The organism is Roseivirga seohaensis subsp. aquiponti (assembly GCF_001267955.1).
In the GTDB taxonomy this organism is placed as follows: Bacteria; Bacteroidota; Bacteroidia; order Cytophagales; family Cyclobacteriaceae; genus Roseivirga; species Roseivirga seohaensis.
Genome location: NZ_JSVA01000017.1, coordinates 150,301 through 175,822 on the forward strand (window position 1 = coordinate 150,301; position 25,522 = coordinate 175,822).

Annotated in this window: 22 protein-coding genes; 9 read left to right on the forward strand and 13 right to left on the reverse strand. The window is 39.8% G+C overall.

Annotated elements, in window-relative coordinates:
* Nucleotides 1–26: 26 nt before the first annotated feature.
* The 3 genes from OB69_RS14850 to OB69_RS14860 are packed head-to-tail and all read right to left on the reverse strand — an operon-like array spanning nt 27 to nt 3,273.
* Nucleotides 27–941 (reverse strand): hydroxypyruvate isomerase family protein, encoded by a 915-nt coding sequence (locus OB69_RS14850; protein WP_053224532.1) that lies wholly within the window; start codon nt 939–941, stop codon nt 27–29.
* Nucleotides 942–950: 9 nt separating this feature from the next.
* Nucleotides 951–2,288 (reverse strand): Gfo/Idh/MocA family protein, encoded by a 1,338-nt coding sequence (locus tag OB69_RS14855; RefSeq protein WP_053224533.1) that lies wholly within the window; start codon nt 2,286–2,288, stop codon nt 951–953.
* A 10-nt stretch (nt 2,289–2,298) separates the two neighbouring features.
* A complete protein-coding gene (locus OB69_RS14860) occupies nt 2,299–3,273 on the reverse strand; it encodes a formylglycine-generating enzyme family protein (protein ID WP_053224534.1) in 975 nt (324 codons plus the stop codon).
* Nucleotides 3,274–3,539: 266 nt separating this feature from the next.
* Between OB69_RS14860 and OB69_RS14865 the strand changes: the two genes are divergently transcribed.
* Nucleotides 3,540–4,031 carry a hypothetical protein gene (locus OB69_RS14865; protein WP_053224535.1) on the forward strand — a complete coding sequence of 164 codons (492 nt, stop codon included), beginning with the start codon at nt 3,540–3,542 and terminating at the stop codon, nt 4,029–4,031.
* Nucleotides 4,032–4,134: 103 nt separating this feature from the next.
* Here OB69_RS14865 and OB69_RS14870 read toward each other — a convergent pair whose 3' ends face one another.
* Together OB69_RS14870 and OB69_RS14875 are read right to left on the reverse strand one after the other, a co-directional pair.
* Entirely contained in the window at nt 4,135–6,867 is a 2,733-nt protein-coding gene (locus tag OB69_RS14870) for an ABC transporter permease (RefSeq protein WP_053224536.1), read from the reverse strand.
* Nucleotides 6,867–7,196 (reverse strand): PadR family transcriptional regulator, encoded by a 330-nt coding sequence (locus OB69_RS14875; RefSeq protein WP_053224537.1) that lies wholly within the window; start codon nt 7,194–7,196, stop codon nt 6,867–6,869. Before OB69_RS14875 ends, OB69_RS14870 begins: the two co-directional genes overlap by 1 nt.
* 1,312 nt (nt 7,197–8,508) lie before the next feature.
* Between OB69_RS14875 and OB69_RS14880 the strand changes: the two genes are divergently transcribed.
* Complete coding sequence (locus OB69_RS14880; RefSeq protein WP_053224538.1) at nt 8,509–8,910, forward strand: hypothetical protein; 402 nt, start codon at nt 8,509–8,511, stop codon at nt 8,908–8,910.
* The gene (locus tag OB69_RS14885) at nt 8,903–9,253 is read left to right on the forward strand and encodes a hypothetical protein (RefSeq protein WP_053224539.1); all 351 of its coding nucleotides are present in this window, start codon (nt 8,903–8,905) and stop codon (nt 9,251–9,253) included. The genes OB69_RS14880 and OB69_RS14885 overlap by 8 nt, the downstream gene beginning before the upstream one ends.
* Nucleotides 9,254–9,731: 478 nt before the next feature.
* Here the strand turns inward: OB69_RS14885 and OB69_RS14890 are convergent, their stop codons facing one another.
* Nucleotides 9,732–10,412 (reverse strand): copper homeostasis protein CutC, encoded by a 681-nt coding sequence (locus OB69_RS14890; protein WP_053224540.1) that lies wholly within the window; start codon nt 10,410–10,412, stop codon nt 9,732–9,734.
* A gap of 104 nt (nt 10,413–10,516) precedes the next feature.
* Here OB69_RS14890 and OB69_RS14895 point away from each other — a divergent pair, with 104 nt between their 5' ends.
* Nucleotides 10,517–11,407, forward strand: a complete 891-nt coding sequence (locus tag OB69_RS14895; RefSeq protein ID WP_053224541.1) for a 3-hydroxybutyryl-CoA dehydrogenase — start codon at nt 10,517–10,519, stop codon at nt 11,405–11,407.
* 1,022 nt (nt 11,408–12,429) lie between these two features.
* Here the strand turns inward: OB69_RS14895 and OB69_RS14905 are convergent.
* The 6 genes from OB69_RS14905 to OB69_RS14930 all read right to left on the reverse strand — a co-directional run bounded on the left by OB69_RS14905 (nt 12,430) and on the right by OB69_RS14930 (nt 17,371).
* Nucleotides 12,430–13,233, reverse strand: coding sequence for a TIGR03915 family putative DNA repair protein (locus tag OB69_RS14905; protein WP_053224543.1), 804 nt, complete (start codon nt 13,231–13,233; stop codon nt 12,430–12,432).
* Nucleotides 13,220–14,482: a putative DNA modification/repair radical SAM protein gene (locus OB69_RS14910; protein WP_053224544.1), complete on the reverse strand. Its 1,263-nt coding sequence runs from the start codon at nt 14,480–14,482 to the stop codon at nt 13,220–13,222. Before OB69_RS14910 ends, OB69_RS14905 begins: the two co-directional genes overlap by 14 nt.
* A gap of 147 nt (nt 14,483–14,629) precedes the next feature.
* On the reverse strand, nt 14,630–14,932 hold the full coding sequence (locus OB69_RS14915) for a type II toxin-antitoxin system RelE/ParE family toxin (protein WP_053224545.1): 303 nt from the start codon (nt 14,930–14,932) through the stop codon (nt 14,630–14,632).
* Nucleotides 14,929–15,150 carry a hypothetical protein gene (locus OB69_RS14920; protein ID WP_053224546.1) on the reverse strand — a complete coding sequence of 74 codons (222 nt, stop codon included), beginning with the start codon at nt 15,148–15,150 and terminating at the stop codon, nt 14,929–14,931. Before OB69_RS14920 ends, OB69_RS14915 begins: the two co-directional genes overlap by 4 nt.
* Nucleotides 15,151–15,464: 314 nt before the next feature.
* Entirely contained in the window at nt 15,465–15,707 is a 243-nt protein-coding gene (locus tag OB69_RS14925) for a hypothetical protein (RefSeq protein WP_053224547.1), read from the reverse strand.
* 185 nt (nt 15,708–15,892) lie between these two features.
* Nucleotides 15,893–17,371, reverse strand: a complete 1,479-nt coding sequence (locus OB69_RS14930; protein WP_053224548.1) for a hypothetical protein — start codon at nt 17,369–17,371, stop codon at nt 15,893–15,895.
* Between the two features lie 60 nt (nt 17,372–17,431).
* On the opposite strand from OB69_RS14930, the gene OB69_RS14935 reads away from it, so the two are divergent.
* From OB69_RS14935 to OB69_RS14945, 3 genes are all read left to right on the forward strand, one after another.
* Complete coding sequence (locus OB69_RS14935; RefSeq protein WP_053224549.1) at nt 17,432–18,124, forward strand: 16S rRNA (uracil(1498)-N(3))-methyltransferase; 693 nt, start codon at nt 17,432–17,434, stop codon at nt 18,122–18,124.
* Between the two features lie 70 nt (nt 18,125–18,194).
* Nucleotides 18,195–19,427: a nucleoside recognition domain-containing protein gene (locus OB69_RS14940; RefSeq protein WP_053224550.1), complete on the forward strand. Its 1,233-nt coding sequence runs from the start codon at nt 18,195–18,197 to the stop codon at nt 19,425–19,427.
* A 68-nt stretch (nt 19,428–19,495) separates the two neighbouring features.
* Nucleotides 19,496–20,065: a DUF2911 domain-containing protein gene (locus OB69_RS14945; RefSeq protein ID WP_053224551.1), complete on the forward strand. Its 570-nt coding sequence runs from the start codon at nt 19,496–19,498 to the stop codon at nt 20,063–20,065.
* 199 nt (nt 20,066–20,264) lie between these two features.
* Here OB69_RS14945 and OB69_RS14950 read toward each other — a convergent pair whose 3' ends face one another.
* Nucleotides 20,265–22,061, reverse strand: a complete 1,797-nt coding sequence (locus OB69_RS14950) for a DUF6035 family protein (RefSeq protein ID WP_185096915.1) — start codon at nt 22,059–22,061, stop codon at nt 20,265–20,267.
* 575 nt (nt 22,062–22,636) lie between these two features.
* On the opposite strand from OB69_RS14950, the gene OB69_RS14955 reads away from it, so the two are divergent.
* Nucleotides 22,637–24,952, forward strand: coding sequence for a S9 family peptidase (locus tag OB69_RS14955; protein WP_053224553.1), 2,316 nt, complete (start codon nt 22,637–22,639; stop codon nt 24,950–24,952).
* A 221-nt stretch (nt 24,953–25,173) separates the two neighbouring features.
* Nucleotides 25,174–25,515 carry a hypothetical protein gene (locus tag OB69_RS14960; RefSeq protein WP_053224554.1) on the forward strand — a complete coding sequence of 114 codons (342 nt, stop codon included), beginning with the start codon at nt 25,174–25,176 and terminating at the stop codon, nt 25,513–25,515.
* The last annotated feature ends 7 nt before the right edge of the window (nt 25,516–25,522 follow it).

The window sequence follows — 25,522 nt, forward strand, 5'->3', positions numbered from 1 at the left end:
ACATACAAAGTAGGCTTGTTCTAAAGTCAAAAGCTATCGCTCTGACGATAGGCTTCAATTACTGCTTCTTCGCCCTTTCTTCCAGACATAGAGTTACCATGTTCCATTCCTACTACTCCTTTAAATCCTTTGGAATGAATATGCTTAAACACATTTTTGTAGTTGATTTCGCCAGTAGTTGGTTCTTTTCTGCCAGGATTATCCCCCACTTGGAAATAAGCAATCTCGTCCCAACTCAAATCTATATTGGGAATTAGGTTTCCTTCTTGAATTTGCTGATGATAAATATCGAATAGAATTTTGCATGAAGGGCTGTCTACCGCTTTACAGATTTCAAAAGCCTGAGCAGATTTCGTAAGAAAAAGCCCCGGGTGATCTCTGAAATTGAGCGGTTCAAGCACCATGGTTAAACCGTGCGGCTCCAAAATAGCTGCGGCTTGTTTTAATGACTCAATCACATTGGCAGTTTGATAGCCCATGTCTTTACGCAAATCTACATGACCGGGAACCACCGTCATCCATTTGGCATTCACCCTTTTGGCAACTTCAACGGATTCTTTGATTTCCTTCAGAAATTGATCTCTCCAGTCTTGTTTACCTGAAGTCAAATTTGGTTCCGTCCAGAAAATGGTATGCGCCACAAAAACGCCCATGGTCATTCCATGCTTTTCCATTTTACTGGCAATTTGCTTTTGTTCATCTACGCTTCGGCCTTTCATTCCATTGTCTTCCATAGACCTAAAACCCGCTTCATGCATAAAGTCTAATTCGTTCAAAACACCCCCAGAGGCTAAACTTCTAAACATTCCAAAATGTGGCGCATAATTCAGTTTAAACGTTCCGCTTTGGGTTGTTGCATTAGCAAAGGCACTATATGGATTTGCAACCAAAGCGGCTGATGCACCCAGTAAGCCCGTCTTAAAAAAGTTTCTACGTTTCATAGTCTGGAATTAAAAGAATCTGGTTTTGCCCGGAACAGCGGCAGGATAAACTCCATTGGCATCAGGTAAAATTGGGGCTTCATCATTAAATGAATTGAGATCTGGAACTAACTTTAAATCGCTGGCCATGGCTTCATCCCAAGTAATCATTTGTCCAGAATAGGTGGCCATTCTGCCCATGATGGCGGTCATGGTACTTTCAGCTCCATAATCAACATCATCTAGGCGATGCTCTCCTGCTTTTATGGCCGCAAATAATTCATTATGCTCTTGCTGATATGGATTGATATCGTTCTGTCCGTTGTAGTTTAAAATGGACTGACCATTTCTTCCTTTTACAATTCCAATATTCCCACCGTTCACAGTAATATTTGCTTTAGTGCCTTGGAATACCTCTTCTACCCTGTTCATACATCCGCGCTGATGTCTACATTGGCTAGAGATTACTTGACCTTCTGGGTATACAAATTCCACAAAATGATGATCGAAAATGTGGCCAGTATCTTTTCCAATTCTAGTTTCTCGCCCTCCCATACCTTGCGCTGAAATTGGACGTGCACCGATGTACCAATTGGCCACATCTATGTTATGGATGTGTTGTTCTAAAATATGATCTCCGCAAATCCAAGTAAAGTAATACCAGTTGAGCATTTGGTATTCAAGTTCGGTTTGTCCTGCTACGCGCGGCCTTGTCCAAACACCTGCGCTGTTCCAATACACCTGTCCCGAAACGATATCGCCTACACTTCCATTTTTTATTAGTTTTTCTACTTCTCTATAGTTCTTCTGATAATGCCTTTGAAGTCCTACTACCACATTGAGCTTCTTTTGACGGGCTAGCTTACCTGCTTCCAATACTCGCTTAATTCCTACTACATCGGTAGCAACGGGCTTTTCCATAAATACATGCTTGCCTTGCTGAACGGCATACTCAAAGTGTTGAGGGCGGAAGCCTGGTGGTGTTGTTAGAATGACCACATCTGCCATATCAATGGCTTTTTTATAACCATCAAAACTGGTGAATTTAGAGGCCTCTGTCACTTTCACTTTTCCTTGGTCCGCATATTTTGCAGATAGCCCTTTATAGCTTTCTTCCAATCGGTCGGCAAACACATCTGCCATGGCCACCAAACGCACATCAGGATCAGCTTCAATGGCTTGGGAAGCAGCACCTGTGCCTCTTCCACCGCAACCCACTAGTGCTACTTTTATTTCTCCTGCCCCACCAACAAAAGCACTCATGGAAAGAGGTAGTGCACTTAATAAAGCACCCGTTCCTGCCACTCGTGCGGTAGTTTCTAGAAATTTTCTTCTGGTAGTAAAGTTTGTTTCAGTAAAGTCTTTCATAACATTTCGATTAATATTCTTTAATAGGCTTACCCCAATATTTTTCCCACTCAGCTTTAGGAGGGGCTACTTTTGGTCTTACAATGCGAAACCCAACATGAGTAGCATCAGTTAACCACCAAAGGCTTTTAGGAATTTGTGGATCTCTTTTTTTCCAGCTTTTGTCAGAAAAACCACGTGCTGCTGGTCTTAGTCTATCGATATCATCTTTAAAAGAGCCCCCTTTCACTACCCTTGGGTATAATTCATCGGTAAATAGAACTGGGTTTTTAACTCCTTCAATTTCTTTATAATAGTTGGGGTCGTAACTATCCAAAACCCATTCGGATGCATTCCCATACATATCATACAAACCCCATTTATTTGGAGTTTTCAGGCCTCCCTTTTGTAGATTTTCGCTACTATTCCCTTTGTGCCAAGCGTAATCATCAATGGCATCTGCTTCAAAGGGAAATGCCTTTTCACTATTGGTTCTAGCTGCATATTCCCATTCTGCTTCGGTAGGTAGTCTATAGAAATGTCCCGTTTTGGCACTTAACCATTTGCAAAAAGTGGCAGCAGCGTATTGGGTCACATTTATTAATGGATAACCCGGTTTATTGAAATTTACATAGGGCATGGTTGCTCCAGAAATTCCATCAATTTGAATATCAACTTCTCTAGCGCCTTCCGAAAGTTCATGGTCGGTTTCGCGGTACAAAAAGAGTTCGAAAAGGTCCCAGGTTACCTCGTAGCTTCCCATCCAAAAATCATCTACCGAAACTTGATGAACAGGCCCTTCATCTTCCTTTCTTCCCTTTTCACTCAAAGGACTTCCAGCCTTAAATTGGCCTCCGGTAATCGGTACCATTGGAATAACTAAATCTGAGCCTGCAATTTTTTGACTGTATTTAGAAAATTGGTTTTGCTCCAATTGTTCAGCGTCAGTCCTCTGAACAAAAAAGCAACAAACTAAAATTAGGCTTAGGCGTAAAAAAAATCTCATTCTATAAGGTTATGAAAAGCTAGTATGAGTCAAAAAATGAACTCTCTCACCTTACAAGATAAGACCTCTGTAATGAAAATAAAAGTGCCCATAAAAGAGAAAATCGCAGCCGCATATATTGATAATTCTGACCTAAAGAATTTCTCAACCCATTTATCACACTTAAACTTGTATAGCCAATTTAGAAAAAATAGAAAACCAATCTATTCAAACTAACATAAATAGAAATACAATAATTATATTTACCACCGATATAACTATACTCAATGAAAAAGATAATCTCATTTGCCCTTCCGCTGTTTCTCTTTAGCGCCTGCACAGAAACGTCCCCTGACATACTTTATACCGATCAAACCGCATATATTCAAAATGAGAGTCCAAACACTATTCACATCTCATATAGCACTGAAAATCAAATTTTCGAAAACGAAGACAATAGTGATTTAAAGATTCTAAGTACCGTAAAGGCCGACTCTGTATTACTTGGAAAGCGATATGACAATGAGTATGGTGGTGGGTCTAAACATAAGATTCTAGAGCATATTTCTCTTGGTAGCCAAACCGCAATGACGCCAGATGAACTCAACTCGAAAATTCACTATTTGAGGATTTACAAGATAATAGATGGGGATACACTCAAAGCCAAAATCGATTTATCCGCCTACAAAGCTTGGAATAAATTTAGACCTTGGGATGACGATAAAACAGCTCGTACTCGAGAGTTTTATTTTTATGTAACAGATGATCTCTTTGAATAAAGCAATTGAACAAACCGCTCTCTCTACTAGAAAAATCCCCATATATAAAATGATTTTGTATCTCAGATCTTAGAAAAATAAGACCTGAGATACCAATTATCCGCTACTCACTCCTCAGCGTATCAACAGGGTTTTTATGGGCTGCCCTAAGCGACTGGTAACTAATGGTTGCAATGGCGATGACCAAAGTACCTAAAGTAGATGCAGCAAACACCCAAATATGAATAGGCGTACGATTAGCAAAATCACTCAGCCACTGATCGACTAAAAAGTAAGCAATAGGTGATGCCAATAACATGGCAATTAAAAATAGTTTGGTGAACTCAGAAGAGAACAGCAGCACCAGTTCCGAAACTCTGGCTCCCAAAACTTTGCGGATACCTAGCTCTTTCAGCCTTTGTTCGGCAGAGAAAGCAGCCAAACCGAATAGGCCCAAGCAGGCAATGATTAAGGCCATTACAGTAAAAATATTGAGTACTAAACTCATTCGGTTTTCTTCTTGAAATGTGTTTTCAAAGTCTTCATCCAGAAAACTGTATTCGAAAGGAATGGTAGCATCCACTGCCTTAATACTTGCTTCGACTCGATCGAGTACAGCCTGTAAATCTTCAGGGCTGGCGACAACTTGGGGATTCAAACGCATGGAATAGAAAGAAAGGCCAGCGCCATAATCCCATACCTTATCATTGTCAATATTAATGAAAATTAGAGGCGCAATTTCTTGACGAACACTGTTGAAATTGAAATCTTTCACCACGCCAATCACCTCAAATTTATCCTCGCTGCCCGATGCCAAAGCCACAAATTGACCTACAGCACTAGTCGAATCATCGCCTCCCCAGCCCAATACCTTCACGGCTTCTTCATTCAGAATCACTTTGTATTGATCGGTAGTCAGTGCTTGATCAAAGTTACGACCTGCCAAAAACTCTAAGCCCAATACATCCAGGTAATCCGCTTCTACACGTAAGTTGCTCAAAGCTACCACAGGTGCCTCTGGCTCCGTAGATTTATACCGATCACCCGAGTCAACATAAGGCGGTACACCAAAGGATTTTCCTACTTTGGTAAAGGCTGGCATAGTGGCCAATTCAGTTTTGAGGCGTTCGGTATCGAAGCCCATTTGCTCAATATTGCCGATTTGCAAAACATTCTCTTTGGCAAAGCCCAAATCTAAATTGGAAGTATAGTTCAGCTGCTTCTGGACGAAGAAAGCACAAATAATCAGCGTCATGGAAATGGTGAATTGAAAAACCACCAACCCATTTCGAATGCCTTTCCCCTTAAAGCCTGCGCTCATTTTACCTTTTAATACCTGAATGGGTTTGAAAGAAGACAGGTAGAAAGCTGGATAACTTCCTGCAATAAAACCTAAGAGTAAAACGAAAACCAGTAACACCGCAATAAAAGTGGGGTGGCTCAAATAAGGTGTAAGCAGTAATTCTTTCCCCGAAATAGCATTGAACCAGCTCAAAGATGAATTAACAATAAAGAGTGCTGCCACGGTGCTTACCGCCACAAACAAAGTAGACTCAAAAATGAATTGCTTGATCAAAGTACCTCTTTCGGAACCCAGCACTTTTCTTATACCTACCTCCTTGGCGCGATTGGAAGAACGAGCTGTAGAAAGGTTCATAAAGTTGATGCAGGAAAGCACCAAGACCAAAATCCCAATGGCCATAAACACTTTAACGAACTGCGGATTGCCCACAGGGCCAAAAGCATTATAAGGAGGTTCTTCTGACAAATAAATCTCTTTCACAGGCTGTAAGGTCAATTTCCAAGGATTTCCAGCCGTGAACTCTTCAAAGCTCTGGTTGAAAATTCGTTCCGTGGTTGCAGGGGCATATTTAGGGGGAATCGCCTGAATCTTATCGTTCAAGGCAGCCATATTCGTACCGTCATTTACCTTTGCATAAGTACCAAAAGCCGTCCAAATCCATTTCCAACCATCACGGTCCATTTGGGCTTGGTAGCTGTTCAGCGACACCAAAACATCAAATTGTAGGTGAGATTTACTTGGTACATCCACCAAAACCCCCGTCACCACAAAACTTTGCCAGGTATTATCCCATTGTTTTACTTCAAGCGTTTTTCCTATGGCGCTTTCATAACCAAAATAGCGCTCGGCAGTGCTTTGAGTTATCACCATACTATTAGGTGCTTCAATGGCTGTTTTTGGGTTTCCTTCTGAAAACTCAAAAGGAAAAACTTCGAAAAAGTTGTTTTCCACAGCGAAGAAGGCACTTTCTTCAAAGGATTTGTCCTTTTTAGCCTCGGCTTTATAATTCGTGATTTGTGAGCCCAAGGACATGATTCGAGTGACTTCCTCGAATTCCGGCACTTCTTCTCGCAAAGCCAGCGCCACATTGGGTCCTGTATTCGACATTTGTGCGGTCCAATCAGACCATATGTTGGGTTGATTAACGCGATATACCCGATCTATCTCGAGTAGAAAAGTATCGTAGGTAGTTTCATGGTGAATGAAAAGACCGATTGTGAGCGAAATACTGATTCCGATCATTAAACCGAGCAGATTAAGCACGGTAAATTGCTTTTGCCTGATGGCATTCCGCCAGGCAATTTTAAACATGTTTTTGACCATCATGGTGTTATTGTTTTGAGTTTTGAAAAGTGAAAAAGAAGAGAATCCTATAAGCAAATGGAGCGCATCGATCCAATACATGAACCGCGCATACCGCTTGCCTTTGACCAGCATTCTGTCTTCATAAATTTCTTGTAAGTCCCCTAAAAACTCTTCCAAGTACATTTTATTGATGCACTTAGCTGCCAACCAATTGGCGAGTTTAGGCGTATTGAATTTCTTCTTAGGCATTAGTGACCTGCATTAAGTTGCGGAATCAACTGCCACATTTTTTGGCGAACATCTTGAGCGGCTTCTAATTGGCGCATGCCCGAAGGAGTGACTTCAAAAAGGCGTTTGCGTCTGTCGCCCCGTTTTTCGGTATTGCCGCCCATTTCAGATTTGAGCAAACCTTTGTCTTGCAAACGGTAAAGTGTAATGTGCACCGCCCCCAAAAGTATCGAGCGACCGCTGTGCTTTTCTACTTCCTGTTTTACATTAATGCCGTAAGCCTCCCCTTTTAAAATACAGACTGCCAAAAGCACCAACTCTTCAAACTCACCTAGCCCCTTGTTTTTCATTAGTTATACATTGTATGTTATACAAAGTTATAAGTAATAGATTAAAATACAAATGAGGTAATTAAATGGGATGACTGCTTTTACCGCAAAGGACTATTCGCAGCGTCATTGCGAACCTGCAACTGCACATCGAAGTGAAGAAATACACGTGAAGCAATCTCAATGATGGATTAACCGCAAAGGACGCGGAGTTACGCAAAGATTACAAAATGTATACACTGCGAATTGAGCTACGTACATATAGCTTATTAAAGAGATTGCTTCTGAATTCTTGCCTAGCGGCTGCTAATTCATCGCAATGACGCTGACCGATGGCTCACCACAAAACTCAACCCTAAACAGAACAAATACCTACTCAACGTCATTGCGAACCTTATACAGTTTATTGGAGTGAATAGGCTTACGTGAAGCAATCTCAATGATGGATTAACCGCAAAGGACGCGGAGTTACGCAAAGATTACAAAATGTATACACTGCGAATTGAGCTGCGTACATATAGCTTATTAAAGAGATTGCTTCTGAATTCTTGCCTAGCGGCTGCTAATTCATCGCAATGACGGTGACCGATGGTTTACTGCAAAACTCAAACATTTATACCACAAAGGCCTACTCAACGTCATTGCGAACCTGTCAACGCACATCGAAGTGAAAGAGTGTGCGTGAAGCAATCTCACAGATTACTTAACCACAAAGGGCACAAAGCTTCGCAAAGATTACAAAATGTATACACTGCGAATTGAGCTGCGTACATATAGCTTATTAAAGAGATTGCTTCTGAATTCTTGCCTAGCGGCTGCCAATTCATCGCAATGACCGTGACCGATGCCTCACCGCGAAACCCAAACATTTATACCACAAAGGCCTACTCAACGTCATTGCGAACCTGCAAGTGCACATCGAAGTGATGAAGCTTACGTGAAGCAATCTCTATGACTATTTAACCGCAAAGGGTTATTCGCAGCGTCATTGCTCCTTCGCTGAAGCTTCGGGCGTAAGCGTTGCGAACCTGCCAATTCTTATCGAAGTGCAAGCAACTACGTGAAGCAATCTCACAGTTAACTTAACCACAAAGGGCACGGAGTTTCGCAAAGATGGCCAATCCTAGCTTTATTGGTTATTAAATACAAAATAGCCAATGAATGTTACTGTTTTATATTTAATTTCACTAAACTTATTGCTTGTTAAAAGGTGCGTATAGCATACCATATTGGGTCGCTAACGGTCACTTTTTGTAAACTATTGGAAAAATAACGGTCATAAATGTGACCGATACATAATGTTGCATGCAAGCGAAAGAAAGACCCTGCAAATATGAAACTTGAAGAATACAAACATATAAATGCCTTACACAAACTACTCGGTAAGATTAGGTATGGCGACAAGCTGGACAGTGACGACATTGACTTTTTCGCTACAAGCCCATTGATTGTTGATATTCATAAGATGGTAAGCGAAGAATGGATTAAGTTATCAAAAGAAAAGGGCTATTTGTCTGATTCAGATAGTGAAAAAATGTTTTTCGAATTTGACAGCTATACTGGACAAATGTTTAAAAACAGGATTGACAACTGGGATAATCAAATGATTGAAGCAGTCAAGAAATGGAATCAAGAACAGATTGAGGAATATGCTATTCTTATGATTGTTCCATTAAAATATGACCAATCAGAACTTGATAAATTAACGAATTATTTAAAAAATAGAATTGGATAAGCTGATTACAGATTATATTGAACTAGCCACTAATCACGTAGAACTTTTGTTTGACGGAGATTCGAAAAAAGCGAATAAGATTCATAAAAAGTTGATGGATATTGTTTTAAAAATAAGAAAGGACAAATCCTTACATGGTTTATATTTTGACCTTTTGGAAAATAAGATTATCACAGTTCGGATGTGGACAGCAGTAGAATTTTCGAACACATTTGAAGAAAAAGCATTGAGAAAACTGATAGAAATAGAAAAACTTGATTCGATTCTAAGTTTGACCGCATACTCATTGATAGATAGTATCAAAAAGGGCATGATTAAAAAAGTAAACTGGATAGATGAATAAACGCCAGCATACAACACATGGTATAGTGCATGAGGGTTTCAGAGGTTTTCGAAGGTTTGTGGCTCGTAAAAAAAGTCGGTGTATGCTGATAGGAAATTACTTCGTAATCCCGCACGACACCATACCATAAACCGTTCACACATACAAATTTGAAAAAGCAAAGCTTGGGATGTGATCAATCGGGGCGTTATGCTGATTATGAAGTTTGGAAAGTCTCAGTATCCCTCAAAAAACAGGTCACATCCTGAAATAGGTTGACAAAAACAATTGATAACTGTCATCTTAAATCAGGACGAGACATGTATTACACAGACGGATTCTTACTTCACCCTTCGTTACACTCCGGGCTCATCAGAATGACGGTAAGTGATGGTCTTTGCGGTTAAACATAACATGTTTTGTAAATCATTCCGTAGGTTCAGAGGCTTTGGAATTTCACAATTAACAAAGAACCTAAGAAGCTCGAGGGCATGATAACTTAAAACGCGTTATTAGACCTTCTTAAAAGCTCTTTCAATTCCCTCACCATTTCTATACTGGTGGTGTTTTCGTTTTTGGGAATGGCTGCGCTATGATATTCCGTAGCGCCTGTTTCAAATAAGCGTTCCAAATTGTTAGGCCTTACGCCTCCGCCCGGCATAATAATCATTTCACCTTCGGCCTCTTCAATCAACTCGCCTATCATGTCCAAACCTTCTAAAGCATTTGGGGCGGTGCCCGAAGTAAGTATGCGCTGAACCCCGATTTCCTTCAATGTTTCCAGTGCCTCGAAAGGGTTGGGCACTTGATCGAAAGCTTTGTGAAAAGTAACATCTAGAAAACCAGCACATTCCAGCAGTTCTGCCGTTTGATATTCGTTAATGGTTCTATCTTCATTAAGGCAACCAATCACCACGCCATTGCAGCGCATTTCGGCACAATGGCGAATGTCTTCTTTCATCAGTTCCATTTCCATTTTGGAATACACAAAATTACCCGCTCGCGGACGGATCAACACATACAAAGGAATTTGAAGCAGTTCTCTGGTGAGTTTAATCAAACCGTGGCTGGGCGTGAGTCCATCGGCTTCTAGGTGAGAACAGAGTTCGATTCTATCGGCTCCCCCATTTTGGGCGTTGAGGGCAGATTCTATGGAATTGGCACAAATTTCAAGTAGCATAGGGCAAATATGGAAATAGCTTTGGCAATAAACCCGCTGATGAAACAATTTTCTTAAACACCCTTTTATATTTGTGCTTAGGATAGAAAAATCAAACATAGGTTATGAAAAATATATCAGTAATTGGTTCGGGTACAATGGGCAACGGAATCGCTCATGTTTATGCGCAAAGCGGCTTTGCTGTAAATTTGGTAGATATTTCTGCTGACGCTTTGGCAAGAGCCCTAAAAACCATTGAAAAGAATTTGGATCGAATGGTGGCCAAAGAAAGAATTGACGAAGCCACTAAAAATTCGACTTTAGCGAATATTACCACCCACACCGACCTTAAAACTGGTGTAGCCAATGCCGATTTGGTGATTGAAGCGGCTACCGAAAACGTAGACATCAAGCTTAAAATCTTCCGCGATTTAGACGCCTTCACCAAGCCTGAATGTATTTTGGCTTCCAACACCTCTTCTATTCCAATTACTAAAATTGGTGCGGCCACCAACAGACCTGACAAGGTGATTGGAATGCACTTTATGAATCCTGTTCCGGTCATGAAATTGGTAGAGGTGATCAACGGCTATGCGACTGCGGCTGAAGTGACGGCTTTGGTGATGGAAACTTCAAAGAAGTTGGGCAAAGTGCCTGTGGAAGTAAATGATTACCCTGGCTTTGTGGCCAACCGTATTTTGATGCCAATGATCAATGAGGCCATCATTTCTTTGTTTGAAGGCGTGGCGGGTGTTGAAGAAATTGACACGGTAATGAAACTAGGCATGGCGCATCCGATGGGGCCTTTGCAACTGGCTGACTTTATTGGGCTAGACGTTTGCCTTTCCATTATGAATGTGCTTTACGAAGGCTTCGGTAACCCAAAATATGCTCCTTGTCCGCTATTGGTGAATATGGTAACCGCTGGTTATTTAGGCGTAAAATCTGGCGAAGGTTTCTATTCTTGGAACCACGGTACCAAAGAGCTGATTGTTTCAAAGCAGTTTAAGAAATAAGGAAATCACTTTCCAAATTAGAAATTGAGAGTGTCTGAAAAGGCACTCTTTTTTTGTTTCTATTTAGAAAGAAATCATGAACGACAAGTCCGCTTTCCGCTAGGCAGGCAAGCACCAGTTACCGCTAAGTGAGCACCAGTGGCTATATTACTCAGTAAGAGGATTGTTAAATTTCTTAATAATGAAACTTAGCAAATACAGGCTCAGGTTGGAAATTAAGAACGGAAACAAAATGATCCAAAAATCCTTAGAGCCATGCAAATTTAACAAGAAGTTGTTCTGAGGAGAATCATTAATTCTCCAAATCGCAAATAGAAGCCCACAATACCCTAGAAAAAAGAAGACATATTGATGATAAGGCTTCATTATTCGCTTGAAAATCAAGGCGAGAACCAAAAGGATTGAAAAGGCAAAAAGCTGCAGAAGAAATGCACCTACAAAAACTATAACACCAGCATTTAAAAGAAAAACCAACAAGGTCATCACTATGAAATTAAAAACAAGTGCTACCAATAATCTTTTAAACACATTTGAAATGTAAATGCTATTTAGAAACCGATTTAAATAAATCATACCAAATTATATTTAGTGCTCCATTTGATTGACATTACTCACTAATTAGCACTTGTAGTGCAGACTGGTCTTATCCCACTTCTCAACGCTTAATATATTAAAAAACCATCCTTGTTTCTAAAGCTGGTCTTTCTGTTATGTTCTAAATTATGCACTCAAATTGCATAACAAAATAGGTACTCACCACAGGTGAGCACTAGGGTTTCTCATATTACAGTTATTAAAGTTATAAATTCTATTTTTAAACTGTACTAGTTTTGGGGAAGCTTACATACAGAACCACGGCACCAAAGATCTCATTGTTTCAAAGCAGTTTAAGAAATAAGGAAATCACTTTCCAGCATTAGAAATTGAGAGTGTCTAAAAAGGCACTCTTTTTTTTCAATAGTGCTGGTTACCGCTAGGCAGGCAAGCACCAGTTACGGGTCATCTTATCTCAGAATGTGACACTAATTACCAGGAAGTTTCTCCGTTAAATAACGCCAATAGCGTTTGGGTACATACTGTGTATGCAGTTTATCGTTTTTACGCGATTTGATATTCGTGCTTTTAAAATAGTCTTTCCATAACTCTTGAAATTCAATTTCTTGTTCATCATATACACCCTCGGGGTTTTTATGCAACTCGAGCTTTTCTTTCAAGCGCAGCTCAACAACTTCCACTTTATTTAAATCATAATAAAGTGCATAGTGGCGATTTTCATCATAAATCATCCATTTTTGGTCTGCATAGCGCTCTTGAAAATGCTTTGAAATCAATGGAAGCACATTGAAATCTGGGGCTATATGGGCGAAATAAATTCCATCTTTAGTGCGTCTAAACCTTACAAAGGCTTCCATTCTATGCTTTTCTCTACCTACACTTTTCACCACTTGCGATACCTTAAGCACATCGGGATGAGAGAAATCTGAATGAATTGGCCGAGGTGCGCTCAGAGCATGCTGAATATAACGAAGCAAAGTATTTTCAATCCCAATTTCTTCACTCAGAAAAGCACGAAAAATTTGACTACAACCTGAACCTCCAATCCTAACTTTAAATCGCTTCCATACTTTTTCGGCTAGCGGTAATTGGGTAATTACCTTGATTCTTTTAGCGAACAAAGCCCCTTGAGCACTTCCCTCTTTTTGAATTTCAACCTGATTAAGCTTTAAAAGGTAAAACTCATGCACGGCACATAAAAAGCCATCGAAACTCCCATCGTATTCAAGAATGCAATCCGTTAAATTTAAATTGAGACTATCCGAATACATTTAATTGTGGAGATACGAGTTTGCGAAATTTTGAAGATGAATTTTGAAGAATGAATCCTCTGATTTGTTCGGCCGTTAGGTCTCTCTTTTCAAATTCAGAAGACTCACAGGTAATGAAGTATTTCGCCCTATTAGAGGCAATTCCAAGTTTAGCCAAATGTTGCCAATTGAGTTTTCTGAAACGTCTGGCCTGAATAATCTTACTCACCGATTTGACGCCAATTCCCGGTACACGCAGTAACATAAATTTATCAGCTTTATTTATATCTACCGGAAATTCATGCAGGTTACGTAGCGCCCAAGCCAGCTTCGGGTCTACTTCTAAATCCAAATTAGGATTGTTTTTATCAACAATCTCGCGCACGTCAAAACCGTAGAAGCGCATCAGCCAATCGGTTTGGTAAAGTCGATTTTCGCGAAGCATTGGTACTTGCGTGCCCAATTTAGGCAAACGTTCATCTGCAATCACAGGCACGTAGCCAGAGTAATACACACGCTTTAAATTGAATTCCTTATAGAAATAAGCTGAAGTAAGAAGAATCTGCTGATCGGTCTCACCTGTTGCCCCCACAATCATTTGAGTGCTTTGGCCAGCAGGTGCATACTTAGGTGTGCTTTTAATAATCTTCTTCTCCGATTTATACTGAATGATTTCATTTTTGACCTTCGCCATGGGCTTCAAAAAATCCTTGTGATCTTTCTCTGGCGCTAAAAGTTTGAGACCAGAAACGGTAGGGATTTCTATATTCACACTCAGTCTATCTGCATAAAGGCCAGCTTCGCGCATTAATTCATCTGAAGCCCCTGGAATAGATTTGAGGTGAATGTAACCATTAAACTTCTCCTCTAACCTTAACTTCTTAGCCACAGCCACCAACCTTTCCATGGTGTAATCAGCATCTTTAAAAATGCCAGAACTAAGGAACAGGCCTTCTATATAGTTTCTTCTGTAGAAGTTGATGGTAAGGTCAACCACCTCTTGAATTTTAAAAGCGGCTCGCTTAATGTCATTGCTTCTGCGCGTAACGCAATAAGCGCAATCAAATATGCAGTGATTGGTCATTAAGATTTTGAGTAATGAGACACACCTGCCGTCTTCAGTATAACTGTGGCAAATTCCCATGCCCGAGGAGTTCCCCAAGCCTTTCTCTTTATTGGTACGCTTGCTTCCGCTAGACGAGCAGGAAACATCATATTTGGCGGCATCGGCCAGTATATTCAACTTCTCCTTAATTCTATCAAATGACATATGCAGCTTGCTGTGAAAGTAGAATCAAAGCTAACACAGAAAAACCAAAATAATTAGTCAGACTAATATTTTTAGAAATTAAAACTAAAAATATGATCTAAAGAGATGAAACTACGAACAACTTCATCCTGCCCTTTACCTCAAAAATCAGATTTTAAGGGACTCTGGGTCTTGGTGAGTATTCCAAAAAGTGATTAAATCAATTCTATTGGCTGACTTTGACACTCTATAAAACAAAGTAATGTGCTTATTTATAACGCACTTATAAACCTGATCAGACTTTCTATAGACAGGATATAATTTAGGGTTTTGTTGAATTGAATTTACTACTTCATCAATTCGATCAAGGAAATTATTGATGGTTAATACATCCCATTCCTTGCTCAAATAGTCAAGGTTTTGGTTCAAAGTGAACTTGGCCTCAGTTGTCCATTTAACAACGAAACTCATGAGCCATACTTAGCCCGCATTTCGGACATTACATTCTCGTGGTCATGAACTTGGTTGGACTTGGATTGTTCAACCCCTTTATCAATAGAGTTTTCCAATAATTCATCCCTCTCCTCCAGTGCATTTTGCAGAAAAGCATTTACACGAGAAACAATAGTAGCGTCCTGCAATTGTATCAGTCGCTCTATTAAATGAAGTTTCTCTGTTTTGATATCCATAGTACAAAGTAACGAATTATAGCAATAAAAGTATAACCCCTATTTAGTAGGAAAAGGGTTGTTGCTTCATTTCCCAAGCTTTGAATCAATCCAAAATTCGAACTGAGGAATAAGTGATAGAGATGAATTTGTTATCAAAGCCTGATTCTATAAAGCTTCACCCTGCCCTTTTCATCTTTTAAGTCAGATTTTAAGGGATTCTGGGTTTTGGTGAGTATTCCAGAAGCGAACCAAGATGATTGTTTCATCTTCTACCTTATAGAAAAGTGTGATTTGCTTTCTGATCACTGCCCTTCTTATGTTCTTATAGTTAGTTAATGGAAAAGATTAGGAAATTCTTTCTTTGTGAGTTTTATAACATCCTCATGAGATTTAACCTTTCCTTCTTTTATGGATTTCAAGCCTTGATCGATAGCGGATATTTCAGCTTTGGTGAGTTTTGAACCTGAACCTGCTTCAGATGCCTTTCTTAGTGTCCCGACAAGTTTGATCATTCGAAGATCACTGAGTCCTGACAACCATTGAATTAAATCTCGCTTCTCTGCTTGAATGTCCATAATTCAAATTAACGAATTATTTGAGTAAAAGTATAGTCCTTACTTAGTAGGAAAAGGGTTGTTGCTTTATTTCTCAGGCTTTGAATCAATCCAAAAATCTAACTAAAGAATTAAGCGCTAGGGATTAGAGGGTGATCAAGAATTTTTCGTAGCAAACCTGACAGGTTTCAAAAACCTGCCAGGTCTTAAAGAGATTTCGTTATTCTATAAAACCTCACCCTTCTCTTTTCCTCAATTAAATCGAGGCGCCATTGTTTTTCAGCAACGGCCTTTTTAAAGGCGGCAAAATTGGCGGTATCGTTATATTCTTCATTGAAGTAGGCTTCATTCAGCAGCACATAATCACCAACTTCGATTTGAGAAAAATCCATTTCTGAAAACCAGAAATACTTATCTTCAACTTTGTCGAAATTGTAAAAATAAGGATAGCCGTAAGAGTTGAGTCCATCGGTAATCACGGTTTGGGCTGCTTTATCTTCCACCAAATATTGCTGTACAATGCTTTGCTCTGCCTTAAAACCTCGGTTGCCGGATTTGTAAATGGTGTAAGCCGGAATCATCAAAAAGCCAAGTATTGCTGCAATCAGTACGGCTTTGTTTTTCAATAATTCAAACCATTTGTGCTGAGGCCAAAAAGTAACGGCCGTCATTATAAAAGCAGGAATGAAAAAAGCGATGTGGCGTGTTTCTAGGGGTAACGGACTATAATACCGCCAGTTGGTGGAAAAGAACCAATAGCTCAGCATTAAGATAAGGCTAGCAATCGGCCAAAATTTATCGGCTTGTTTTAGGTTGAAATCTTTTCGTTTTAAGCCAATTATGGCAGGCAAAGCCAATAGCAGCGGAATAAAGTAACCGCCCTTGGTGAAGGTAATGAGTGGTAGATAAGTCAGGCGTTTCCAAAGCAGCGATTCTTTATCGAAAAAGGTTTTTACGGTGGCCACATGGTTGTTAGCGATATTTTCGAACCGATACATAAAGCTGCCTTTCATTTCTAAATACCAAAAACCGTGGAGCAGAAAATAGAAAATCCCCAAACTGATGAAGATGCGCCAAAAACCTTTATTCCTTCTATTAATTCTGTCGGTAATAAATAGGTAAGCCAGCAGCGGCAACAATAGAAACACCGTGGTTTTAATCAGAAATGCGCCCAGTAATGCAGTGGCAGTTATAAATCCAGTCAGCCGATAATCGGCTTCATTTTTCAACACCAAATAATAGCCCACCAGAAATATAAAAATGCAGAGCGTTAATGGCAGTTCTGGAAAAAGATGAATGGCAAAATTGATCATGTGGTAATCACAAAGGATGAGCATTCCGCCCAAAAGTCCGATCCAGTAATTCACCCTATTCCCCAAAAAGAAAAAGAGGTTGATGAGGCCCAAACCGCATAGCATGGGGAAAATCACCATGCTGTATTGGTTAATCCCAAAGAGGTCAATAAACCAAGCGGTGGGGTAAATCAAGGCCAACCTACTTGTGAAATGGTTGGTGGTCACTTCGAAAGTGCCTTGATTGATTTCATTGGCAAAATTGAGGTAAGTATAATCGTCCCAAAACGAAAGGCCTTCGTTGGCAAAGAACCAAACCGCAATAAAAAGCAGGTTGATGACCAGCTGAATCCAGCGGTATTGTTGGGGTGAAAAAATTCTCTCTGCCTTCATTCGCAACGAATATAATTGAAATCAAGGCATCTATTCCTATTTTAGTGACCAAACCCGTTTATGCATTTATTCTATCAACCCGATATTCCCGCAGGCACTTTGCATTTAGATGACGAAGAGTCGAGGCATGCCGTTAAAGTTATGCGCTTAAAATCAGGCAATAGCATTCAACTTACCGATGGCAAAGGCAGCTTTTATACCGCTAACATTACCGAAGCACATCATAAAAAGTGCGCTTTCGAAATTATTAATAAAGAAGATGTCAAGACATATTCCACTTTCAGACATTTGGCCATTGCCCCTACCAAAAACCTAGACCGCACCGAGTGGTTCGTGGAAAAAGCGGTAGAGTTGGGCGTAGACCGAATCTCATTCCTTTTGGGCGACCATTCGGAACGAAAAGTATTGAAGCTGGATCGAATTATAAAAAAGGCCATTGGTGCCATGAAGCAATCGGGTCAGGCTTTTATGCCTCAACTCGATGAACTGACTTCCATCAAAAACTTTATCAACGAAGCCCAAGCCGACCATAAGTTTATGGCTTATGTGGATTTTGAAAACGAAGCTTTGTTGAAAGATAAACTAGTCAGCTCGGTTTCAAACTTAGTGATGATTGGCCCAGAAGGAGATTTCAGCGAACGCGAAGTGGAAATGGCCTTGGCCGCAGGTTTTGTAAAAGTAAGCCTAGGCGCCAATCGTTTGCGTACCGAAACGGCTGGTATGGCAGCAGTGCATTTGATGAATTTGGTTTGAAAAACCTTTTACAAAATAGCACCCCGACCAACAAAATTGTAAATCGTCAATCTTAATTCTAAATTCACCCATGGCTTTAAATTACATCTGGGTTGCCTTTTTCCTCATCGCCTTTGTGGTCGCGTTCATCAAACTGATCTTCTTTGGTGATACCGAAGTTTTTCCGGCCATGATCCAAAGCACTTTCGACATGGCGAAAACAGGTTTTGAGCTTTCGTTGGCCTTAACTGGAGTTTTAACTTTGTGGATGGGCATTATGCGCGTAGGTGAAAAAGGTGGTGTAGTGGCCATTATTGCCCGGTTTATTAGTCCGCTGTTCACCAAAATTTTTCCCGATGTTCCAAAAGACCATCCCGTATTTGGCCCTATGGTCATGAACTTTTCAATGAACTTTTTAGGGCTCGATAATGCTGCAACTCCACTAGGCTTAAAGGCCATGAGTGGTTTGCAAGAACTAAACACCAACAAAGACACTGCCTCCAATGCCCAAATTATGTTTTTGGTATTGAACACTTCGGGTTTAACGCTTATTCCTGTTTCGATTATGGCTTACAGGGCTACAGAAGGCGCAGCCAATCCGGCAGATATTTTCATCCCTATTTTATTGGCTACCTTCTTTTCTACTTTGGCGGGGTTGGTTACGGTTGCACTTTACCAAAGAATTAACCTGCTCAATAAAACCATACTACTCTATTTAGGCTCGCTCACGGCCTTTATTGTTTTTGCCATTTACTATTTCCAAAGCATTCCGCAAGAGCAAGTGCAAGTGATTTCTTCGGTAGCCAGTAGCCTTATTCTCTTTACAGTGATCGCCTCCTTTATTGGGCTGGCACTAAAAAACAAAATCAACGTATACGAGGCATTTATTGAAGGCGCGAAAGATGGTTTCAATGTAGCCATTAAGATCATCCCTTATTTAGTAGCCATTTTGGTGGCCATTGGCGTGTTTCGTCAATCGGGCACTTTAGATATTATTGTAAATGGGCTTCGCGAAGTTTTTGCCCTTACTGGCATGAACACCGATTTTGTGGATGCCCTCCCTACTGCTTTAATGAAACCGCTAAGTGGCGGTGGCGCCAGAGGAATGATGGTGGAATCCATGCGCACCTTCGGAGCCGATTCTTTTGTTGGTCGACTATCTAGCGTGTTCCAAGGCTCTACCGAAACCACATTTTATGTACTGGCCGTGTACTTCGGTTCGGTGAATATTAAAAACTCTAGGTATGCCGTTACCGCTGGTCTTATAGCCGACCTTGTGGGCGTAATTGCCGCTATATTTATCGCTTATCTGTTTTTCTATTGAGGCTGGCAAAACCTATTGCCTTAATTTAGAGTTCAAAGCATTCATTAAACAAACAAAACAACACAACCATGAAAAAATCAATCATTACACTTTTTGCCTTTGCGGCCTTGTTGGTCACTTTCAATGCGCAAGCACAGAAATTCCCAGGGCCAGATGCAAGCCCAATGGATGCTGCTTATTTCCCAGACCAACAACCATTGGATGAAGTAATGGGCAGACCCGTAAAAGACCTTAAAATCAAAATTTACTACAGCCGTCCTCAATTAAAAGGCAGAACTATGCTAGGCGAAAAAGCGGCTCCGTTTGGCCAAATGTGGCGTTTAGGCGCTAACGAAGCCAATGAAATCACTTTTTACCAAGATGTAACAGTTGGCACTGCAAAAGTAAAAGCAGGAACCTATACCCTATTTGCAATCCCCAATACCGACAAATGGACTTTTGTATTACACAGCAAACTCAACACTTGGGGAAATTACACTTTGAAAGACAGCAAAGAAGTAGCGAGAGTTGATGGCCCAGTAAGCAAGTCTGACGAACCAATCGAATACCTTTCTATGGTGTTTAAAGAAGTGGAAGGCGGTACTCACCTGATGGTAGGCTGGGAGAACACCATTGCAGAAATGCCAATTAAGTGGTGAAACGAACTTAATGAAGATGAAGAATTGAAAGGCACCGAGAGGTGCTTTTTTTGTTTGACGGTTTGGCTATGCGTAGTGCGGGAATAGAAAGCACTTCACTGTCTGCCTACCAATATGTATGTTAATATTCATTTACTTTCAATTTAGCTCTCAAACCCTCATTAAGTATAGCTTTTGTTGGCATTTTGTGCTTTTTATTTTATGATTTATAGATTTCAGGATACAGTTCGTTGATTAATTCGTCAAGCTCGTAATTCTGTTCGGGCATTGTCATATAATAATTCTGAACCTTCTTCCTGAATTTCCCTGTTGTATCTGCCTTTTCCACCTTGTCCCAAATCTGGTAGTGCTTAAATGCTGATTCTATATAATCCCAATACTCTTTGTAATACTCGATAGCAGTATTCGCTAATTGAATCCAAATGTTCTTGGGGTATTTGTAATGAATTAGTTCATGTCTCTTTGCAGACTCCACAATAAAAATGATTTTTGAATGCTCAAATATCTTTGGAGTCAACCTTCTGTTAGCGAGTGCATTACTTTGTTCAAAAAGAAAAATTTCTTCGGAGTCATCAATTAGCTGTTTAAGCTTGCTTAAGTCGTTGAATTTTAACTCGTAGCCATACTCAAGCATTTTTTTAAGAAGGATTTTTTTTTCATGAAAAGCAAACTCATCGTTACCTATTATAGCTTGAAAAGCTGTAAAACCGTCTGAGGACATTTCATTTAAATCCTTTTCAATTTTTTCACAGTCAATTAAAAACTCAATGAATTGGTAATCTTCTCTTTTAGCTTTTTCTATCCATTTAATAATCGGTGTTTCTCGTTCTTTGAGTCCAAGTATTTCATTCAGCATTTTAAGTTCAAAAGGACAAAGCTCATCTATTTGCATCCTTATCCCGTCATAGGATAAATGTTTAGCCTTTCTAAGGTTCTTAATGCCATTAATTATCTTGTGGGCTTTATCTCTTGCTTTATTAAGTCTTAGTTCTTCTTGCTTTTGACGCTCAAGTTCAAGTAATTCAGCTTCTCGGACTTTTTGCTTTTTTTCTGTTTTGGTTTTATTGTTACCAAAGTTATAGTAGAATACTTGGTAAACATTTGTGTCAAATTGAAGCTGTGAAAGTGCAACTGGTTTTTTTAGCCATTTTGTTAGTAGACGATTGTCATCTGTTAAGAATGGATATTTGTACTCGCATAGCAGTTTGAGAGTATTAGAGGATTCATCAAGCTTAAAAAAATTCTCATATTCGGTTAAGTATTTTATATCTCTTTCAAGAGTGCCTTGGTTGTGAATGTCAAAATCATCAAGTATCCAAATGAGAAACATTTGGTTCTTTTTGTAGAATTCATATCGGCTAAGGATATAACCTAAAGACAATTCGGATAATTGGATTTCAAAGACTATGTCTTGGCCTTTGTAATTACAAAAAACATCTGGTCGTCTTTTTTCGCCATTGCGTGAAATAAATTTGTTGTCTATGGCAATGCTTTCTAAATCTACTCCATCAACATCCTTTAACATGTTGCCAATCTTGGTCTTTAGCTCAATGTGCCGTTCACTTTCCTTATTCTTTAGTATTTTGGTGAATACGTCTTGTTCCTTTGGTGTTAGTTGTCCGTCAGAAAGAATACAAAAAGAATGTCCTGGTTTGTGTTTAAAATGGAGACGGTCGAATTTACTGCCTGAGACCATTAACTCCTGCTCGCATTCACAACAAGATAAATTGAGCTTGTTTTCGTGATATTGCTTTCTAGTTTGAAACGACTCCTTGGTCTCGCTAAAGACTTCATCAGCTTCAAGTATTTCACCTGAAATTTTGTCAAAAGCAAGTTTTATGGACCTTTCAAATCGACTCATTTGTCTGGTAGAAGTTTTTTCTGCATGAATGCCAACGTTAGCTATCAGCCACAAACATGCCGTATAGCGATATATAATTGCATAAAAGTGACGGATAGCCATCAAATACGATGTGCTATACGCACCTTTTAACAAGCTATAAGATTAGCGAAAATAACTTATATAACAGTAATATCTATTGGGCATTTGGTATTTGATAGCCAACAAAGTTTGCGTTTACCGTCATTGCGAGAAAACTTTCTGGCGTTAGCAAAGAAAGGTGACGAAGCAATCTTAATGGTCAATCAATTTAGCGGTGAGATTGCTTCACGTCAATATTCTCACTTCGAAAAACTTTGGCAGGTTCGCAATGACGAAGTATTTAACGTTGCGCTATTGTGAAGCCTTTGCGGTTAAACAATTTTCAGGTTGCTTAATGTAAACACTCCCCTAACCCCTCTTAGTAGAGGGGAATAGTACCGCGCTAATATTAAGCTACTGAAATTCTAAGTAACCACTAAGGCATTCCCTCCCTTCTCTTGCGCCCGAAGCTTCAGCGAAGGAGCAGATGAGGGCTAGTGAGGTGACAGGTTTGTGTCTCGTCCAGTTTTAACATCTCAATGTAATTCTTACAGCACCCTTCCGCTTATCCCTTCAATAGTGAGTGTAAAATAAAGCCGTTGTATTTCAGATGCTTTGGGGTTATTATTGGCACAAACAACCTTACATGCATGAAAAAGATTTTAACCCTCCTGCTCACCCTAGCTGTTATACAGCTTTCGGCACAGCAGCACAAAGCTGATTTTAAAGCAGCGGAAAAGTTTAGCTCAGATAACTTGAGCAAAATGCTGAAAAGCACTCGCGTTTCTCCGCAGTGGTTTAAAGACAGCGACAAATTTTGGTACACGTACACCACTACTTCTGGAAAGAAATTCTATGTGGTAGATCCGGTAAAGAAAACCAAAACTCAAATGTTCGACAACAAGGACTTTGCAGCACAATTGAGCGAACTTACCCGCAAGCCTTGGAACCACAACGACCTTGACTTAAAGGCTTTGAAATTAGAGGATGACAATACTACGCTTAAGTTTATGGTAGACAGTATCGACTACCATTTCAACTTAAACACCAAGGTAATTTCTAAAGGTGATTCTACAGAAAAGCGTAAGAAAAGAAACAACTGGGCTTCTTATTCTCCAGACAGCACCTACATCACTTTCGCTAAAAATCATAACCTGTACATGATGATGGCAGACGATGCTGACTCTACCGAAATTCAACTGACTGAAGATGGCGAAAGATGGTTTAGCTACGCTGGCGATGCTGGTGATACCACAAAAGACAAACGTACAAGAGCGAGAGTAAGATGGTTTAAAGACGAAGCAAAATTCTTCGTTAACCGCTCTGACTCTAGAAAAGTAGAAGAGCTTTTTGTAATCAATGAGTTAAGCAATCCGAGACCGAAATTAGAGGTTTACAAATATGCCATGCCGGGCGACCAAAATGTTCCGCAAGAGCAATTAGAGATTTTCGATCCAAAAACGAGAGAGCGTATCATCGTTGATATTGACAAATACACTGACCAAACTATTAGTGCATACTTGCCAGGCGAAACTTCTGACAAGCTTTTCTTGACGAGGATGAACCGTACAAGCGACACTCTTGATGTGAGCGTTGTAAATACTGCTAATGGTGAACTGAAAGTGTTATTCCAAGATGTAGATCACCCTTATTTCAACTGGGATTATCAGCAATTGATTATTCTTGAAGAAGGAAAAGAATTGATCTGGTGGTCGGAAAGAACTGGCTTTGGGCAGCTTTATTTATATGATGGCCAAACTGGTGCGATGAAAAATAAAATCACGAACAGTGGACATTTTGTAACTGGACGAGTACAGAGCGTTGATACACTGGGAAGAAAAGTGTATTTCGAAGCTTTTGGTAAAGAAGAAGGCATCGACCCTTATTATTCCTTGATATACAAATCGAATTTTGATGGCTCAGGCTTTAAAGCCCTTTCTATTGAAAACGGTAATCATAGAATCAGCATGTCAGAATCTAATAAGTTCTACATCGATAATAACTCAGCGGTAGATGTTACCCCAACTTCAACCCTGAAAGACAACAACGGAAACGTAATTATGCAGTTAGAAACTGCTGATTTGAGTTTATTAGAGCAAGCTGGCTGGAAAAAACCGGAGCGTTTTACTATGAAAGCTGATGACGGCATTACTGACCTTTACGGTGTAATGTTCAAACCTTTCGATTTTGATTCTACGCGTCAGTACCCAATCATTTCTTATGTATACCCTGGCCCACAAGTAGAATCGTTTACGAATGATTTTACCATTACTGGTGGTTACCAAACTGCCATGGCGCAATTGGGCTTTATTGTAGTAAGTATGGGCCACAGAGGAGGTTCGCCAATGCGTTCTAAATACTACCACACTTACGGATGGCAGAACTTAAGAGATTATGCTTTGGCAGATGATAAGCGTGCTTTGGAGCAATTGTCTGAAAGGCACGAGTGGATCGACCTTGACCATGTAGGTATTTTCGGTCACTCAGGTGGTGGATTTATGTCGACTGCGGCTTTGCTTACCTACCCTAACTTTTATACTGCTGCGGCTTCTTCTGCCGGTAATCACGACAACAACATTTATAATAAATGGTGGGGCGAAACGCACAATGGTGTGATTAAAAAGGAGAAAACGAAAAAAGATAAAGATGGTAACGAAACCACCACAGTTACTTGGGATGGAAAAGTAAAAACCAACCAATCTTTAGCCAGTAATTTAAAAGGACATCTTTTACTTACTCACGGTACAATTGACAATAACGTACATCCTGCCAATAGTATGCGTGTAGCTGACGAGCTGATGAAAGCGGGCAAGCGTTTCGATTATATGCCAATACCGGGTTCAAGGCATGGTTATGGCGGCAGCAAGAGAAGCTACTACGAAAAATTGATGTGGTATTTCTTTGCAGAACATTTGCTAGGCGACTACAGAACCAATGTAGATATGGATTTACCTGACGGTAATTAATTAGAAATAACACCTACTAAATTGAAAGACCTGCGAGAAATTGCAGGTCTTTTTTTTGGTGTACAAAAGTGAAGAACTGCCCACCTCATCCTCGATTGCATAGAGAATGAATAACAAATTGGTTTTTAACCGATACTTAACACTGATTGCCCTCTTACCACTAGCAACAAATTAATCTCATAATGTGTAGCAGTTCAAACATGAATAAACTATTTTAAAGTGTGAAAAATTTAGCCTTGATCATTTTTAAACTAGCGCTGTTCTCGGTATTGATTGGGAAAGTATTGAATTGGTTTCTCAATTTCAGTGATCAGGTCAATCAAATTCTCAATACCAGCATGTTCTGCTTACTAGGTATCGGCTATTTTATTGCTGGATTAGCATGGACAAACAAATGGCTGAAAGGCATATTTATAGCCTGCGGTATATACTTAATAGTTATGAATTTCATTGAAAAAAATACTTTTTTGACTGTGATTGGAATTGCCTGTATTTTAAGCCCAATGTTAATCGCTCGCTTTTCACCAGACGAAAAAGAAGAAAACGAATTAACTGAAGGTTAAAATTTAC